This is a genomic window from Cellulosimicrobium sp. NPDC055967, from assembly GCF_042269845.1.
Classification (GTDB): Bacteria; Actinomycetota; Actinomycetes; order Actinomycetales; family Cellulomonadaceae; genus Cellulosimicrobium.
Window position 1 is genome coordinate 34,041 of sequence record NZ_JBHJYJ010000019.1, and the last position, 15,026, is coordinate 49,066.

Annotated in this window: 13 protein-coding genes and 1 riboswitch; of the genes, 6 read left to right on the forward strand and 7 right to left on the reverse strand. The window is 77.3% G+C overall.

All coding sequences use genetic code 11. From position 1 onward, the window contains the following. Positions 1–6 precede the first annotated feature (6 nt). Genes ACFC2L_RS18240 through ACFC2L_RS18250 form a run of 3 tightly spaced genes read right to left on the reverse strand, consistent with a single transcriptional unit; the run spans position 7 to position 2,486 of the window. Positions 7–852: a thiazole synthase gene (locus ACFC2L_RS18240; protein ID WP_375825754.1), complete on the reverse strand. Its 846-nt coding sequence runs from the start codon at positions 850–852 to the stop codon at positions 7–9. Between the two features lie 9 nt (positions 853–861). After that, entirely contained in the window at positions 862–1,095 is a 234-nt protein-coding gene (gene thiS / locus ACFC2L_RS18245; protein WP_375825755.1) for a sulfur carrier protein ThiS, read from the reverse strand. Between the two features lie 5 nt (positions 1,096–1,100). After that, positions 1,101–2,486 (reverse strand): FAD-dependent oxidoreductase, encoded by a 1,386-nt coding sequence (locus ACFC2L_RS18250; RefSeq protein WP_375825756.1) that lies wholly within the window; start codon positions 2,484–2,486, stop codon positions 1,101–1,103. 4 nt (positions 2,487–2,490) lie between these two features. Further along, positions 2,491–2,570, reverse strand: a riboswitch (TPP riboswitch). Between the two features lie 51 nt (positions 2,571–2,621). Between ACFC2L_RS18250 and thiE the strand changes: the two genes are divergently transcribed. Both thiE and guaA read left to right on the forward strand, forming a co-directional pair. Beyond that, positions 2,622–3,347, forward strand: coding sequence for a thiamine phosphate synthase (thiE, locus tag ACFC2L_RS18255; protein ID WP_375825757.1), 726 nt, complete (start codon positions 2,622–2,624; stop codon positions 3,345–3,347). 43 nt (positions 3,348–3,390) lie between these two features. Next, complete coding sequence (gene guaA / locus ACFC2L_RS18260; RefSeq protein WP_375825758.1) at positions 3,391–5,004, forward strand: glutamine-hydrolyzing GMP synthase; 1,614 nt, start codon at positions 3,391–3,393, stop codon at positions 5,002–5,004. Positions 5,005–5,008: 4 nt separating this feature from the next. On the opposite strand, the gene ACFC2L_RS18265 is transcribed toward guaA, so the two are convergent. Next, positions 5,009–6,169, reverse strand: a complete 1,161-nt coding sequence (locus ACFC2L_RS18265; RefSeq protein ID WP_375825759.1) for a glycosyltransferase family 4 protein — start codon at positions 6,167–6,169, stop codon at positions 5,009–5,011. Positions 6,170–6,349: 180 nt separating this feature from the next. On the opposite strand from ACFC2L_RS18265, the gene ACFC2L_RS18270 reads away from it, so the two are divergent. Then, complete coding sequence (locus tag ACFC2L_RS18270; RefSeq protein WP_375825760.1) at positions 6,350–7,123, forward strand: hypothetical protein; 774 nt, start codon at positions 6,350–6,352, stop codon at positions 7,121–7,123. Positions 7,124–7,362: 239 nt separating this feature from the next. Here ACFC2L_RS18270 and ACFC2L_RS18275 read toward each other — a convergent pair whose 3' ends face one another. Both ACFC2L_RS18275 and ACFC2L_RS18280 read right to left on the reverse strand, forming a co-directional pair. Beyond that, positions 7,363–7,956 (reverse strand): hypothetical protein, encoded by a 594-nt coding sequence (locus ACFC2L_RS18275; RefSeq protein WP_375825761.1) that lies wholly within the window; start codon positions 7,954–7,956, stop codon positions 7,363–7,365. Next, complete coding sequence (locus ACFC2L_RS18280; RefSeq protein ID WP_375825762.1) at positions 7,956–9,749, reverse strand: PspC domain-containing protein; 1,794 nt, start codon at positions 9,747–9,749, stop codon at positions 7,956–7,958. Before ACFC2L_RS18280 ends, ACFC2L_RS18275 begins: the two co-directional genes overlap by 1 nt. Before the next feature lie 136 nt (positions 9,750–9,885). Here ACFC2L_RS18280 and ACFC2L_RS18285 point away from each other — a divergent pair, with 136 nt between their 5' ends. The 3 genes from ACFC2L_RS18285 (at position 9,886) to ACFC2L_RS18295 (ending at position 13,608) form a co-directional block, all read left to right on the forward strand. Then, entirely contained in the window at positions 9,886–11,316 is a 1,431-nt protein-coding gene (locus ACFC2L_RS18285; RefSeq protein ID WP_375825763.1) for a PspC domain-containing protein, read from the forward strand. Positions 11,317–11,393: 77 nt separating this feature from the next. Beyond that, positions 11,394–12,011 (forward strand): LuxR C-terminal-related transcriptional regulator, encoded by a 618-nt coding sequence (locus ACFC2L_RS18290; protein ID WP_375825783.1) that lies wholly within the window; start codon positions 11,394–11,396, stop codon positions 12,009–12,011. Between the two features lie 112 nt (positions 12,012–12,123). After that, positions 12,124–13,608 carry a phospholipid carrier-dependent glycosyltransferase gene (locus ACFC2L_RS18295; protein WP_375825765.1) on the forward strand — a complete coding sequence of 495 codons (1,485 nt, stop codon included), beginning with the start codon at positions 12,124–12,126 and terminating at the stop codon, positions 13,606–13,608. An 8-nt stretch (positions 13,609–13,616) separates the two neighbouring features. Here the strand turns inward: ACFC2L_RS18295 and cobA are convergent, their stop codons facing one another. Then, positions 13,617–15,020, reverse strand: a complete 1,404-nt coding sequence (cobA, locus tag ACFC2L_RS18300; RefSeq protein WP_375825766.1) for a uroporphyrinogen-III C-methyltransferase — start codon at positions 15,018–15,020, stop codon at positions 13,617–13,619. Positions 15,021–15,026 lie beyond the last annotated feature (6 nt).

Consider the following 15,026-nt stretch of genomic DNA (forward strand, 5'->3'; position numbering starts at 1 on the left):
TCGCTGTCACAGGGCGAGGTCGAGGCGGCCCTGGGGGGACGAGCTCGCGAGGGCGCCCTCGCGGCGGGGGATGCGGCCGGCGCCGGCGGCGAGGCGGCCGGACTCGACGGCGAGGCGCATGGCGTGCGCCATGCGGACCGGGTCGGCGGCGCGCGTGACGGCGGTCGCGAGCAGGACGCCGTCGCACCCGAGCTCCATCGCCTGCGCGGCGTCCGACGCCGTCCCGATCCCCGCGTCAAGGATCACGGGTACGCGGGCCGCGGTGGCGATCGCCTCGATGTTGCGGGGGTTGAGGATGCCGAGGCCGGTGCCGATCGGCGCGCCGAGAGGCATGACGGCGGCGCACCCGACGTCCTCGAGCCGGCGCGCGAGGATCGGGTCGTCGTTCGTGTAGGGAAGCACGACGAACCCGTCGCGCACGAGCTGCTCGGCCGCCTCGACGAGACCGACGGGGTCGGGCAGGAGCGTGACGTCGTCCGCGATCACCTCGAGCTTGACCCACTCGGTGCCGCACGCCTCGCGCGCGAGGTGCGCGGTGAGCACGGCCTCGCGCACCGAGAAGCACCCGGCGGTGTTGGGCAGCGCGCGGATGCCGAGGCGCGCGAGCAGCGCCCAGATCCCGGCGTCGGGGCTGGCATCGCCGCCCGCGCGCACCGCGACGCGGCGCATCGCGACGGTCGTCAGCGCGGTGCCCGACGCGACGAGCGCGTCCTCGAGCGTGAGCAGGTTCGCCGCCCCGCCCGTCCCCATGACGAGGCGGGAGCCGATCGTCGTGCCGGCGACGACGAGCGGGTCGTCGGCGAGGCCGTCGCCTTCCGCGGCGCGGCGCGGGGTGGTGTCGGTCGTGGTCACGGGTCCTCCTCAGCCGCCCTGGACGGCGGTCACGATCTCGATGCGGTCGCCGGGCGCGACGACGGTCGTCGCCCAGGAGCCGCGCGGCACGACGGCGTCGTCCACGGCGACGGCGACGCCTTGCGGCGTCCCGTCGGCGACGTATGCGGGCACGAGCGCCGCGACGAGCTGCTCGAGGTGCACGGGCGCGTCGAGCGGGTACGGCTCGCCGTTGACGAGCGCGGTCGGAACGGGTGGGGTCACGGGAATCACCTCGGTGTCGTCGTGGAGAAGGCGCCCGCCCGGCCGGTGCCGAACCCGGGATCGTTCCCCAGGTCGGGCGCGCCGTGGGGAGAGAGCCCGGGTTCGGCGAAGCGGTCGGTGCGGGTCGGGGCGAGGGCGACCGCGACGGTGGGCTGGAGTGCGGTGCCGGTGAGGCCGGCGACGACCGCGTCGGCGGTGAGCGGCGCGAGGAGGATGCCGTTGCGCCCGTGTCCGGTCGCGAGGTGCAGGCCGGGGACGGCGGTCGGGCCGACGAGCGGCAGGTTGTCCGGGGTCGCGGGCCGCGCACGCGGGGTCACGTCGACGAGCGCGGCCTCGTCGATCCCGGGCAGGAGGGCGCGCGCGTCGCGCAGCAGGGCGAAGACGCCGCCGGCGGTCGCGCGGCGGTCGTCCGGGTTCTCCTCGGTCGTCGCGCCGACGACGACCTCCCGGTGCCCCGCGCAGCCGTGACCCTGCCCGTCGGGTACGGGGTCGCGCGGCACGACGTACACGGGCCGCCCCTGCACGACCCCGCGCACCACGTGCTCCAGCGCGAGGTCCGGCCCGGCGTCGAGGCGCAGCGTCTGCCCCTTGACCGGTCGCGTCGGTACGACGACGCCTGGCACGTCCGCGAGCAGCGCGCCGGACTCCCAGCCCGCCGCGACGACGACGGCACCGGCCGCGTGGAGCCGGCCCCCGTCGTCGTGCACGCCCACGACGCGCCCGGCCGGGTCGACCGCGAGCCGCGTCGCCGACGCCCGCACGACGACGGCGCGCACCCCGGCACGGCCGTCCCCGCCCGCGGGCGCACCCGCCCCGGAGCCCGCGCCGGGGGCGACGTCGAGCGCGCCGAGCAGCGCCGCGTGCGTCGCGCGGGGGTCGACCGCGTGGTCGGCGGGCGCCCACGCCGCGCCCGCGACCCGGGGGCCGAGGTACGGCTCGCGCCGGCGCGCGTCGGCGACGGTGAGCTCGCGCGAGGCCAGGCCGTGCGCCGCGTGGAGGGCGAGGACGCGGCGGAGCAGCGCGAGGTCGTCGGCGTCGTACGCGAGGGTGAGGGTACCTGCGGTGCGCAGCCCGACGTCGGCCCCCGTCGCGGCGCGCAGGTCGGCGGCGAAGCCGGGCCAGGCTCCGGCGGCCGCGAGGTGCAGGCGCAGCGCGTCGTCCTCGCCGAAGTCGGCCTCCGTGACCGGGGCGAGCATGCCGGCGGCGGCGCGCGTCGCGCCGTCGCCCGGCGACGGGTCCAGCACCGTGACCGTCAGACCGGCGCGCGCGGCGCGCCACGCCACGGCGAGCCCCACGATCCCACCGCCCACGACGACGACGTCGCGCGCGCCGTCGGGCACGGCAGGACCGGCTCCCGGCGGGCGGGGCTCGGGACGGACAGGGGTGTGCATGCGCGCTCCCTTCGCTGGCATGACCCAGATCAGGTTCGACGGTCGGCTCCGACGCCCTCTCAGCCCCGTGCGGGGCTCCCGTGCTGTCGGCCACAGTACCCGCGCGGGGGAGCGGGCGCGGCTAGGCTCCGGCGGGTGAGCACCGAGACCTTCGCCACGCCCGCGCACCCCGTCGTGCCGGCACCGGACGACGCGCGCGCCCGCCTCGCCGACGCGCGCCTCTACCTGTGCACCGACGCGCGCGAGGAGCGCGGCGACCTCGAGGACTTCCTGCGGGCGGCGCTCGCGGGCGGGGTCGACGTGGTCCAGCTGCGCGACAAGACGCTCGACGTGGCGCGCGAGCTCGAGCTCCAGGAGCTCGTCGCGCGGGTCGCGGCGGAGCACGGCGCCCTGTGGGCGGTGAACGACCGGGCCGACGTCGCACGGCTCGCGGGCGCGCCCGTCGTCCACATGGGCCAGGGGGACCTGCCGGTGCCTGCGGTGCGCGCCCTGCTGGGCCCGGACCCCGTGCTCGGCCGGTCCACGCACTCGGCCGAGCAGGCGGCCGCGGCCGAGGCCGACCCGGGCGTCGACTACTTCTGCGTGGGCCCGCTGTGGGCGACGCCCACCAAGCCGGGGCGTGCCGCCGTCGGGCTCGACCTGCTGCGCGCGGTCGCCGCGACGCGGCCGGGCACGCCGTGGTTCGCGATCGGCGGGGTGGACCCGGACCGGCTCGACGCGGTGCTCGACGCCGGGGCGGACCGCGTCGTCGTGGTGCGGGCGATCACGCAGGCGCCGGACCCGGAGCGTGCCGCGCGCGCCCTGCGCGAGCGCGTGGCAGGACGAGCCGCCGCGCGAGCGGGCGAGCGCGCCGGCGCCTGAGACGCGTGACGGTCGCCCGCCGCGCGGCGACTATCCTGGAGCGGTGACGTCACCCGCCACCGCTCCCGACACCCCCACCACCGCCGAGGTCGCCGCGACCCCGCGCCCCGTGCTCGTCGTCGACTTCGGCGCCCAGTACGCGCAGCTCATCGCGCGCCGCGTGCGCGAGGCCAAGGTCTACTCCGAGATCGTGCCGCACACGTTCACGGTCGAGCAGATGCTCGCGAAGGACCCGGTCGCGATCATCCTCTCGGGTGGTCCGTCGTCCGTGTACGCGACCGGCGCCCCGTTCGTCGACCCGGCGCTGTTCGAGGCCGGCGTGCCCGTCATGGGCATCTGCTACGGTTTCCAGGCCATGGCGAAGGCGCTCGGCGGCGAGGTGGCCCAGACGGGCCTGCGCGAGTACGGCGGGACCGAGGTCGAGGTGTGCGCCGCGGGCGTGCTGCTCGACGGCACGCCGGAGAACCAGACCACGTGGATGAGCCACGGCGACGCGGTGCACCGCGCGCCCGAGGGGTTCGAGGTCCTCGCGACGTCGGCCGGCTCGCCCGTCGCGGCGTTCGAGAACACCACGCGCCGCCTCTACGGCGTGCAGTGGCACCCCGAGGTCAAGCACTCCGCGCACGGCCAGACCGTGCTGGAGCACTTCCTGTACGACGGCGCCGGGCTGGCCCCGGACTGGACGCCCGGCAACGTCATCGCGGACCAGGTCGCGGCGATCCGCGCCCAGGTCGGCGACGCGCGCGTCATCTGCGCGCTCTCCGGCGGCGTCGACTCCGCGGTCGCGGCCGCGCTCGTGCAGCGCGCCGTGGGCGACCAGCTCACGTGCGTGCACGTGGACCACGGGCTCATGCGCGCGGGCGAGGTCGAGCAGATCGAGCGCGACTTCGTCGCGGCGACCGGCGTCAACCTCGTGATCCGCGACGAGAAGGAGCGGTTCCTCACCGCGCTCGCCGGGCACAGCGACCCCGAGACCAAGCGCAAGATCATCGGCCGCGAGTTCATCCGCGTGTTCGAGGACGCGGCGCGCCAGATCGTCGAGGACGCGGGCGAGCACGGCGCCGAGGTCAAGTTCCTCGTGCAGGGCACGCTGTACCCGGACGTCGTCGAGTCGGGCGGCGGCGAGGGCGCGGCGAACATCAAGAGCCACCACAACGTCGGCGGTCTGCCCGACGACCTGCAGTTCTCGCTCGTCGAGCCGCTGCGCACCCTGTTCAAGGACGAGGTCCGCGCGGTCGGTCGCGAGCTTGGCGTGCCCGAGGAGATCGTCGCGCGCCAGCCGTTCCCGGGCCCCGGGCTCGGCATCCGCATCGTCGGCGAGGTCACGGCGGACCGCCTCGAGACGCTGCGCGCCGCGGACGCGATCGCGCGCGAGGAGCTGACGAAGGCGGGTCTCGACAACGAGATCTGGCAGTGCCCGGTCGTGCTGCTCGCCGACGTGCGCTCGGTCGGCGTCCAGGGCGACGGCCGCACCTACGGCCACCCGATCGTCCTGCGCCCCGTCTCGTCCGAGGACGCGATGACGGCCGACTGGACGCGCCTGCCCTACGACGTGCTGTCCGTCATCTCGACGCGCATCACCAACGAGGTGGCCGAGGTCAACCGGGTCGTGCTCGACGTCACGAGCAAGCCCCCGGGCACCATCGAGTGGGAGTGACCCCCTAGCGGGACGGACGGGCCCGACGATCGACGACGATCGTCGCGGCCCGTTCGTAGGCGCGCTCCACGTCGGCGAGCACGCGCGGCCAGCCCGCCGACGACGGCACGTCGCGGTTGTGCGCGACGATCCGGTCGAGCAGGCCGTCCTCGGTCGCGAGCCGCACGAGCGCGTCGGCGAGCCCGGCGTCGTCGTCCGCGAGGAGCGCGTCGACGCCGTCGGTGAGGCGTTCCGCGACGCCCGACTGCGAGCGCGTCAGGACCGCGAGACCGGCGGCCTGGCCCTCCAGCGCGGCGATGCCGAACGCCTCCTCCACGGCGGGCGCGGCGAACACGTCGGCCCGTGCGTAGAGGCGCTGGAGCCCGGTCGCGTCGAGGCGGCCCGGCAGCGACACGACCGACCCCAGCCCGTGCTCCGCGACGAAGCGCCGCGCGTCGGCCAGCTCGGGGCCGTCCCCGGCGAGCGTCACGTGGAGCGCACCCTCGGGGAGGCGCCCGACGGCGTCGCGCACCACCTCCAGGAGCGGCAGCACGCGCTTGCGCGGGGCGAACCGCGTCGCGGCGACGACGTGCACGGCGGAGCCCTCCATGCGGTCCGCGCGCTCGGTGCGGGGTACGCGCCACGCGTCCAGGTCGAGGCCGTTGTGCAGCACCACGACCTCGCCGTGGTCGCCGACGATGCGGCGCAGCGGAGCGGCGGTCAGCTCGCTCACCGCCGACCACAGCACCGGCCACCGTGACCACCGCACGACGCGGTCCAGCCCCGCGAACGCCCGCTCGGCGCCGCCCCACACGCTGTGCACGGTGAGCACCGCGGGCAGCCCGGCCCGGACCACCGTGCGCAGCGACGCCTGCGTCGAGGGGGTGAGGACGCCCATGTGCAGGTGCACGACGTCGGGCCGGTCCGCGCCCAGGATCCGCGCCACGTGGTGGGGCGCGCGCGGGTGGACGGGGTAGCCGCCCGGGACGCGCGCCGCGAGCCGGTGGACCGTGACGTCGCCGTCCCGCTCGGTCGAGACGCCGTGCGCGCCGGGGCGCGCGGGCGTGGTGCACACGACGGACACGTCGTGGCCGGCCGCCGCCTGCTGCTGCGCGAGCCGCGCGACCTGGGTCTCGATCCCGCCGAGCAGGGGGAGGTAGCAGTCGGTCAGGTGGGTGATGCGCACGGTCGGCATCCTCCCATCCCGGCGCGGCGCTGAGGTGCGCGTTCGCCGCGCGGGGGGCCGCCGTCGTCGCTACCGTGGGTCCCGTATGGGTGGTTCGACCGCCCTGCGGCGGACCCGCGCCCGCGGGTCGCGGACCGCGGTGCGGCAGCAGGTGGGTCCTGACGAAGGGGAGAACGCGCCATGTCGAGCACCGTCACCGTCACGCCGGCCAAGGGGGCGCGAGGCATCGGCCTCGTGTCGATCATCGCCGGCATCGTCCTCCTCCTCGCGGGCATCGGGACCTGGATCGTGGTCGCGAACCAGCTGTCCGCCGAGGAGATCACCGTCTCGGACGACGCGTCGTTCATGGCGGGCCGCCACGTCAACGGGCCGCTCACCGCGTACGCGCAGGCCGAGGTCATCAACAAGCACGCGCTCGAGGCGAGCGGCGGCCAGACGTACGCCGAGCTCGACCAGGACGACCCGACGCGGCAGACGGTCATGACGGCGTCGTTCCTCCGGGCGTCGCTCTTCACGTCCGTCGTCGCGTTCGGGGTGTGCCTGCTCGTCATGGGGCTCGGCATCCTGTTCATCCTCGTCGGGATCGCGCTCCGGCGGCTCGCGGGCGGCCCGAGCGTCGCGGTCGAGACGCCGGGGGCGTACACGTCGTCGGGCGACCTGTCGGACGCGGGACGGCACGCCGCCCCGGCGCACGCGGAGCCCGCGCCGACCGCCCCGCCCGTCCGTCCGGAACCGACTCGTCCCGTCGAGGCCCCGGGCCGCACGTCCGCGCTCTCGACGCCCGGCGCCGAGGCCCGCGCGGCCGCGACGCCGGTCGAGCCGACCGGCGCACCCGGCACGGGCACGCCGTCCGCACCCGGCGCGTCGCCCGCGACCTCGCCGGACACGACGCCGCCCGCGACCGGACCCACGGGCACCGCGCCCGAGCGCCGGGGTGACGGGCCCACCCCCTGATCGTCCCGGCCGTCCGTCCGGACGCCGAGGACCCGTTCCCACCGGGTCGCACCGGGGAGAGCGTGCGGGGCGGCGTCGCTCGGACACGCCGAGGGGCCGTGGCACACCTGCCACGGCCCCTCGGTGTCTCTCGACCCGGTGTCTCTCGACCCGGTGTCTCTCGACCCCGGTCTCTCCTGGGCCGCCGGGTCCGCGCCAACGTCCCCGGTCGCGAGGTCCGCGTGCAGACGAGACCGGGCTCAGCCTCGTCGGCGCCGGGCCCCCGAGACGATGGACCCGACCACGAGCGTGAGCCCCGCGGCGGCGAGCACGACGATCGTGGCCAGCCCGAGGTCGACCCGCGCGCCGAGCGCGGCGGCGAGGACGACGACGCCGAACGCGACGATGACGAAGCCCCACACGATCGTGGCGACGCGCGGCCCGCGCCGACCGGGCGCCTGGGGCTCGGCAGGGGCGAACAGCACCGTGGGTGCCGTGGGTGCCGTGGGCGACCCGGGCGTCGCCGGGACGGACCGCCCTCCGGGCGGGACCGCGCCGGGGGCCGGGCCGGACGTCGTCGGGCCGCCGGGAGCGGCGGTCGGGTGCGTGGGGGCCGCCGGTCCGGGCACGTCCAGGACGGAGGTCTCCCCGTCCCGCACCCGCGCCACGGGCAGGGGCTCCGTGGCGTGCGGCTCGGACGCCGGCGGCCCGGCGAGGGGCTCCGTGGCCGCGGGCTCGGTGGACAGCGGGACCGTCGGGTGCGCGTCCGCCTCGGGGGCCTCGGCCCGCGGCGTGTCGAACAGCTCGTCGCCGAGCGGCCGCGTGTCGTCGGCGCGGCGTTCTGAGTCGTTCATCAGTCCTCCTCGATCGTGATCTGGCCGGCCCCGACCTCGACCCGCAGCACGAGCAGCGGGTCGTCGCCGGACTGGACCTCGTCGTTGTCGAACGTGACCGGCTGCGTGCTGACGCCACCGATCTCCTGCCGGTCGCCGTCGACGTGCCAGCGCGCGTTCCCGGCGAGCACCTGGACCTCCGCGCGGACGGGGACGCCGTCGGGCACGACGACGGTCGCATCCCCGGCGCCGAGCTGGACCGGGACCTCGACGGGAGAGGCTCCGGACGCGTCCGACAGGTCGAGCCCGGAGAGGTCGATCGTGGGGTCGCCGAACGCCACGGCGAAGCCCTCCTCGGCGACGTCCGGGTCGGTCACGCGGTGCGTGCCGTCCGTGACGGTCCGCACGGAGTCGTCCAGGAAGAACGTGAACGGGGCCGACCGCCACGCGGACGCCGGGAGCGCGACGACCAGCAGGAGCACCGCGAGCCAGCCGAGGCCGCCGCTCGTGCGTCCGCGCAGGCCGCTCACGACGATCGCCAGGCCCGCGAGGATCCCGGACAGGCCCGCCCAGGTGAGGAACACCGGCCAGGGCAGGTCGCCCTGCCGGTCGACGACGAGGAGGAACGCACCGAGCAGGAGGCTCAGTCCGACCACGACCCCCGTCGTGGTCGCGCCGGGCCCCCGCGGACGCGGGGGCTTCGGCGGCTGGGGGGCGCGCGGGGGCCTCGGGGGCTGCTGCGCGGACAGGTTCCGCGGTCCCTGGTGGGCGCGCTGCGGAGCGGCGGTCGCGCCGAGCGGTGCGCCCGGGGCGTACGGGGGGAGAGGCGCGGTGACACCCTGGGCGGTCGAGGCGTACGGGCTGGCCTCGGCGGACCAGGTCACCCGGTCCTGGGGGCCCGACGACGCCGAGGCCGACGGCGTCCCGGGGGAGCCCCACGGGGCGTCGGCCGGCGCGGGGCCGCCGGCAGCGCCCGGAGCGTACCCCGGTCCGCCCGGAGCGTAGCCAGGTCCACCCGGACCGTTGCCCGGTCCGCCGGGACCGTAGCCCGGTCCTCCGGGACCGTAGCCGGGTCCACCCGGGCCGTGGCCGGGTGCGGCGGGCCCGCCGGTGCCCGATGCGCCGGGGCCGCCGGGCCACGGAGGAGCCTGCGGCGGTGCGCCCTGGGGTCCCCGGGGGCCGCGCTGCGTGAGCGCGGAGACCACGACGACCGCCACGGTGACGAACGCCGCGACCCAGAACAGGCCGGTGAGCCACCCCAGGTGGAGCGCGTCCCACCACGACCACCAGCCGCCGCCCCACGAGAACCCGACGACGACGAACGCGGCCGCGCCGAGCAGCGCGACGTCCACGTTGCCGCGGAACGCCTCCTGGAGGTGGATGCGCCCGTCACGCCGCTCCGGCAGGAGGGCCCAGGCGGCGCCGTAGAGGACGAGCCCGGCGCCCGACAGGAAGAACGTCACGAAGAGCAGCCCGCGCACGATGAGGGGGTCGATCCCGAACCGCTCGGCGACGCCGGACGCGACGCCGCCGATCCACCGGTCGTCCGAGCGGAAGATGCCCACGCGGCGGACGGCGTCGAAGAAGCCGTCGGTGCCGTTCGGGCGGGTCCCGCCAGGGCCCTGCGGAGGGCCCTGGGGGGTGCCCTGCGGAGGACCCTGGCCAGGGTCGGACGGGCCGGCGGGCCCTGCCCACGCGGGGTCGGGTCCGCTCGGCCCGGGAGGGACGGTGCCCGGCTGTGCGCCGGACGCGTCGGCGGCGCCGCCGGAGGGCCCGGGCTGGGCGCCGGGTCCGGGAAGGTCGGGAGTGCTCATGGCCACCACTCTGGCCCGGGAGCCGCCTCGCCGGTATCGGGTGCCACCCTGACCCGACCCTGAACCGGCCGCGGACCGACCCTGGTTTCCCCGTCCGGGGGCGCTCCGGGCGCCCGCGACGTGTGACGATCGGGGGGTGACGACTCCTGCCCGCCCCGGCCTGCGGCCCGGTGCACCCACCGGTGCCGGGCCCGGTTCCCGACCGCGCGGCCTGCCGCTGCGCCGCCCCGAGCGCGGCCGGTGGGTCGCGGGCGTGTGCGCCGGGCTCGCCGCGCACCTGGGCGTCGGCGTCGGTGTCGTGCGCCTCGTGATGGCGCTCCTCGGGCTCGCGGGCGGCGCGGGCGTCGCGCTCTACGTCTTCTGGTGGCTCACGGTCCCCTCCGGCGACCCGGCCGCGGCGCGTGACGAGCAGCGCCCGGCGTCGCTGTCGCGCCTCGCCCCCCGGCTCCAGGGCAGCGTGCGCCGGCTGCCCGTGCGCGACGTCGCGATCGGCGTCGTCCTGCTGGGCGGCGCCGCGCTGCTCGTGGCGCTGCGCACGGGCGTCGACGTCGAGGTGTCGTGGGTGATCCCGGTCCTCATCGCGCTCGCGGGCGCGGCGCTCGCGTGGAGCCAGCTCGACGCCGTCGAGCGCGGCCGGCTGCTCACCCGGGCCGGCGGGCGCACGCCCGCCGGGGTCCTCCGCATCGCCGGCGGCGTCGTGCTCGTGCTCGTGGGCATCGTCCTGCTCGTGGGCCAGGACGCGCGGCCCACCCAGATCGTCCGCGCGGCGGTCGCGGCGGTCGCCGTGCTCGGCGGCGTCGCGATCGTGCTCGCGCCGTGGTGGCTCAAGCTGGTGCGCGAGCTCGGCGACGAGCGCGCCGCGCGCGCCCGCGAGGCGGAGCGCGCCGACATCGCGGCGCACCTGCACGACTCGGTGCTGCAGACGCTCGCCCTCATCCGCGCGCGGTCGTCCGACGCCGACACCGTCGCGCGCCTCGCGCGCGCCCAGGAGCGCGAGCTGCGCGAGTGGCTGTACGACGACCGCCCCTCGCCCGGGACGTCGCTCGCCGCCGAGCTGCGCGGGCTGGTCGCGGAGGTCGAGGACGGGCGCGTGGGCCGTCGGGCGGAACCCATCGGCGCGCCCGTCGGGTCGACCGGCGGGTCGACCGGCGAGACCGACCCCGGGCCGGTCGTGGTCGACGTCGTCGTGGTGGGCGACTGCACGCCCACGCAGGAGACGGCGGCGCTGCTGCAGGCGACCCGCGAGGCGCTCGTCAACGCCGTCGCGCACGGCGGTCCGCCCTACTCGGTCTACCTGGAGGTCAGCGACGCGGCCGTCGAGGTCTTCGTGCGCGACCGCGGGGAGGGCTTCGACATGGAGGACGTCGCGCCCGACCGGTTCGGCGTCCGGGAGTCGATCCTCGGCCGGGTCCAGCGCCGCGGCGGGAAGGCCGAGATCATCAGCAGGCCCGGGTGGGGCACGGAGGTACGGTTGCGCGTGCCGCGCGCCCTGACGACCGAGCCCGAGCCCGCCCGCCCGCCGTCGGGCACCCCGTCGAGCGCACCCTCGAACCAGGAGACCCCGTGACGACCATCCCCAGCACGCCGGCCGCCGGCGGACCCGCGACCGGCCCCGTCCCGGTGGTGCTCGTCGACGACCACCACATGTTCCGCGCGGGCGTGCGCGCGAGCCTCGACCCGGCCCTCGTCACCGTGGTGGGGGAGGCGGACGACGTCGAGTCCGCCGTCGCGCGCGTCCACGAGCTGCGGCCCCCGGTCGTGCTGCTCGACGTGCACCTGCCGGGCGGCAGCGGGGGCGGCGGCGCGGAGGTCATCCAGCGCTGCGCCGACGCGCTCGGCGACGTGCGGTTCCTCGCGCTCTCGGTGTCGGACGCCGCGGAGGACGTCGTCGCGGTCATCCGCGCCGGGGCGCGCGGATACGTGACCAAGGCGATCTCCGGGCCGGACCTGTCGGCCGCCGTCGGGCAGGTCGCGGACGGCGACGCGGTGTTCTCGCCACGCCTCGCGGGCTTCGTGCTCGACGCGTTCGGCACGGGGGCGGGCGACGTCGCGGTGCGCGACGACGAGCTGGACCGGCTGTCCGCGCGCGAGCAGGAGGTCATGCGCCTCATCGCGCGCGGGTACACCTACCGCGAGGTCGCGTCCGAGCTGTTCATCTCGATCAAGACCGTCGAGACCCACGTCTCCGCGGTCCTGCGCAAGCTCCAGCTCTCCTCCCGCCACGAGCTCACCCGCTGGGCGGCCCAGCGCCGCCTCCTGTAGCGGGACCGTCCGTGCCGCGCGCCCGCCCCGGGCCTGACGCACACTGGCGGGTGTGAGCCTGGCAGCCCGTGCCCCGCGCCGAGAGCCCGCTGCCGCTCGGTGGGGGTGGGCCGTGGCCGCCGTCGTGGCGGTGCTGGCGTTCGCGGTGCGGTGGCACCTCGTCGGGGGCTCGGCCGGGGTCGGCGCGTACCGCGGGTACGACGACGGCGTGTACTTCTCGGCGGCGGTGGCGTTCGTGCACGGCCGCCTGCCCTACCGGGACTTCCTGCTGCTGCACCCGCCCGGCTCGATGCTCGCCCTGACGCCCTTCGCAGGGCTCACCGCGTGGACGAGCGACGACCACGCCCTGGTCGCCGCGCGCGTCGGCGTCATGCTCGTCGGCGCGGCGAACGCCGTGCTCGTGACGCGCGTCGCGCGCCGGTGGGGCGCGACGGCCGCGGTCGTGGGCGGCCTCCTGTACGCGGCGTCCTACGCCGCGGCATGGGCCGAGCGACTCACGCTGCTCGAGCCCCTGGGCTCCCTGTGCCTGCTCGGCGGGGTCGTGCTGCTGCTCCGGGGCCTGGACGCACGCCGGGAGGGCACCGGCCGCGGGCGTCTCTGGGCGTGGGCGGGCGGTGCCGTCCTCGGGCTCGGTGCGACCGTCAAGATCTGGGGCGTCGTGCCGCTGGTCGTGGTGCTCCTCTGGCTCCTGGTCGTCGCCGGGTGGCGCACCGCCGCCCGCGCCGCCGCGGGCGCCATCGTCGCGCTGGCGACGGTGCTGCTGCCGTTCCTCCTCGCCGCGGGCTCGGACATGGTCCGCATGGTGGTGCTCACCCAGCTCGGCCGGCCGCGGGAGCCGACGGACCTCGAGCAGCGGCTCGTGTGGATCACGGGGACGGGCGGTCTCGACGAGCTCGTGTCGCACCGGGCCCAGGTCGCGGCCGTCTGGACGGTGCTGGTGCTGGTGACCGTCGCGGCGGTCGTCGCCTGGGCCGGACGGCGCGGGCAGCTGTGGGTCGCGCTGCTCGTGGTGCAGGTCGCCGTGCTGCTGGCCGCGCCGTCCGCGTACGCGCAGTACGCCGCCTTCCCGGCGCCGGCCCTGGTCCTCGTCCTGGCGGCGGCGTGCTCGCTGCTGCCACGTCCGGGGCGGGTCGTGGCGGGGACGGCCCTGGGCGCCGGGGCCGGAGCCCTCCTGGTGGCGGCCGTGCTGACCGCGCCCCGCTTCGTGCCCATCCCGACGGCCGAGGTCGCGGCCCGGCTCCCGGACGACGGCTGCGTGCGCGCGGACTCCCCCGGGATGCTCGCCGTCCTCGACGTGCTGAGCCGTGACCTCGAGCGCGGCTGCGAGCTCCCGGTGGACCTGTCGGGGTACACCTACGACCGCGGCGCGCACGACGCCGCCGGCGAGGCCGTCCCGCGCCGTCTGAACCTCGCCTGGCAGGACGAGGCGCTGCGCTACCTGACCTCGGGGACGTCCGCCGTCCTCGTGCGGACGACCGGTGACGGGTTCAGCGACGAGACCTGGCGGACTCTCGACGAGACGACGACGACCGTGCTCGACCGCCCGGGCGTGCGGGTGCTGGTCCCGCACGACGACCCCGGTCGAGCGGGAGGCTGAGCCCGCGGCTACCCGGAGCGGGGCCGCGCACCGTGGCCGCCGCGCGGGGCGGCGGAGGTCCAGGCGGGGGAGAGGGTCACCACGTCGCCGACGACGGTCACGGCCGGCGGGCGGACGCCCGCCTCGCGCGCGCGGTCGGCGATGGTCGCGAGGGTGCCGACGGTCGTGCGCTGCCGCGGGCCGTAGCCGTCCTCCACGACCGCGACCGGCGTCTCGGGCGGACGGCCCTGCGCGACGAGCGCGGCGGCCGTCTCCGCGAGGCGCGAGACGCCCATGAGCAGGACGACCGTGTGGTCGCTCGCGGCGGGGACCTTGCCGACGTCCTCGTGCCCGGTGAGCACGGTGAACCCGCGCGACAGGCCGCGGTGCGTGACAGGGATGCCCGCTGCGGCGGGCACGGAGACGGCGCTCGTCACGCCCGGGACGACCTCGACCGGGATGCCGTGCTCGCGGCACGCCTCGGCCTCCTCGCCCCCGCGCCCGAACACGTAGGGGTCGCCGCCCTTGAGCCGCACGACCCGCCGCCCGACGAGCGCGTGGTGCACGAGGATCCGGTTGATCTCCGACTGCGGCACCGGGTGGTGGCCCGGCGTCTTGCCGACGTCCACGACCTCGACGTCGTCGCCGAGCTCGGCGAGCAGTCCGCGCGGCCCGAGCCGGTCGACCACGACGACGTCCGCCTCCGCGAGGAGGCGACGTCCCCGCACCGAGATCAGCCCGGTGTCGCCGGGGCCGCCACCGACGAGCGCGACGGTCCCCACCGGCCGCACGAGCGGCTCCGAGACGGCCCCGGCGCGGGGGGCGTCGTCGTCGGCCGCGGGGCGCGTGCCCGCCAGGCGGACCGCCCGGAGCGGGAGCTCGCCCGCCTCGAGCAGCGCCGCGACGGCGTCGCGGACGCGCTGGGCGCGGCGCGGGTCCCGGCCCGCGTTGACGGACACCGTGACCTCCGCGGCCGGGGCGCCGCGAGAGGCACCGCCCGGGACGCGCGTGCGTGCCACGGCGGGCACCCACGCGGTCGCGAGGTCCGCGTCGCCCGCGGCGACGCAGAAGACCCGGTCGGCCTCGGCGTCGGCCGCGACCTCGGCGTCCACCCGCGGGTCGCCGGTCGCGGTGTGGACGAGCCACGCGCCGTCGAGGTCACCCGTGAGGTAGTCGCGCCGCACCCACGACAGCGGTGCGCCGTGGTCCGCGGGCGGGGTGACGTGCCCGTGGGCGTCGGCGGCGGGGCCGTGCACCGCGAGCAGCTCCGCGAGGTCCTCGCAGACGAACGGCGCGACGACGGTCACGACGGCGCCCGCGTCGAGGAGCCCGCGCGCGCGCCGCGCCGCGACGGGGCCGCCGCCGACGACGACGGTCCGGCGGCCGTCGAGACGCAGGCCCAGGGGATACGTCTCGTGCTCGGGTGCGGTCACGGGTTC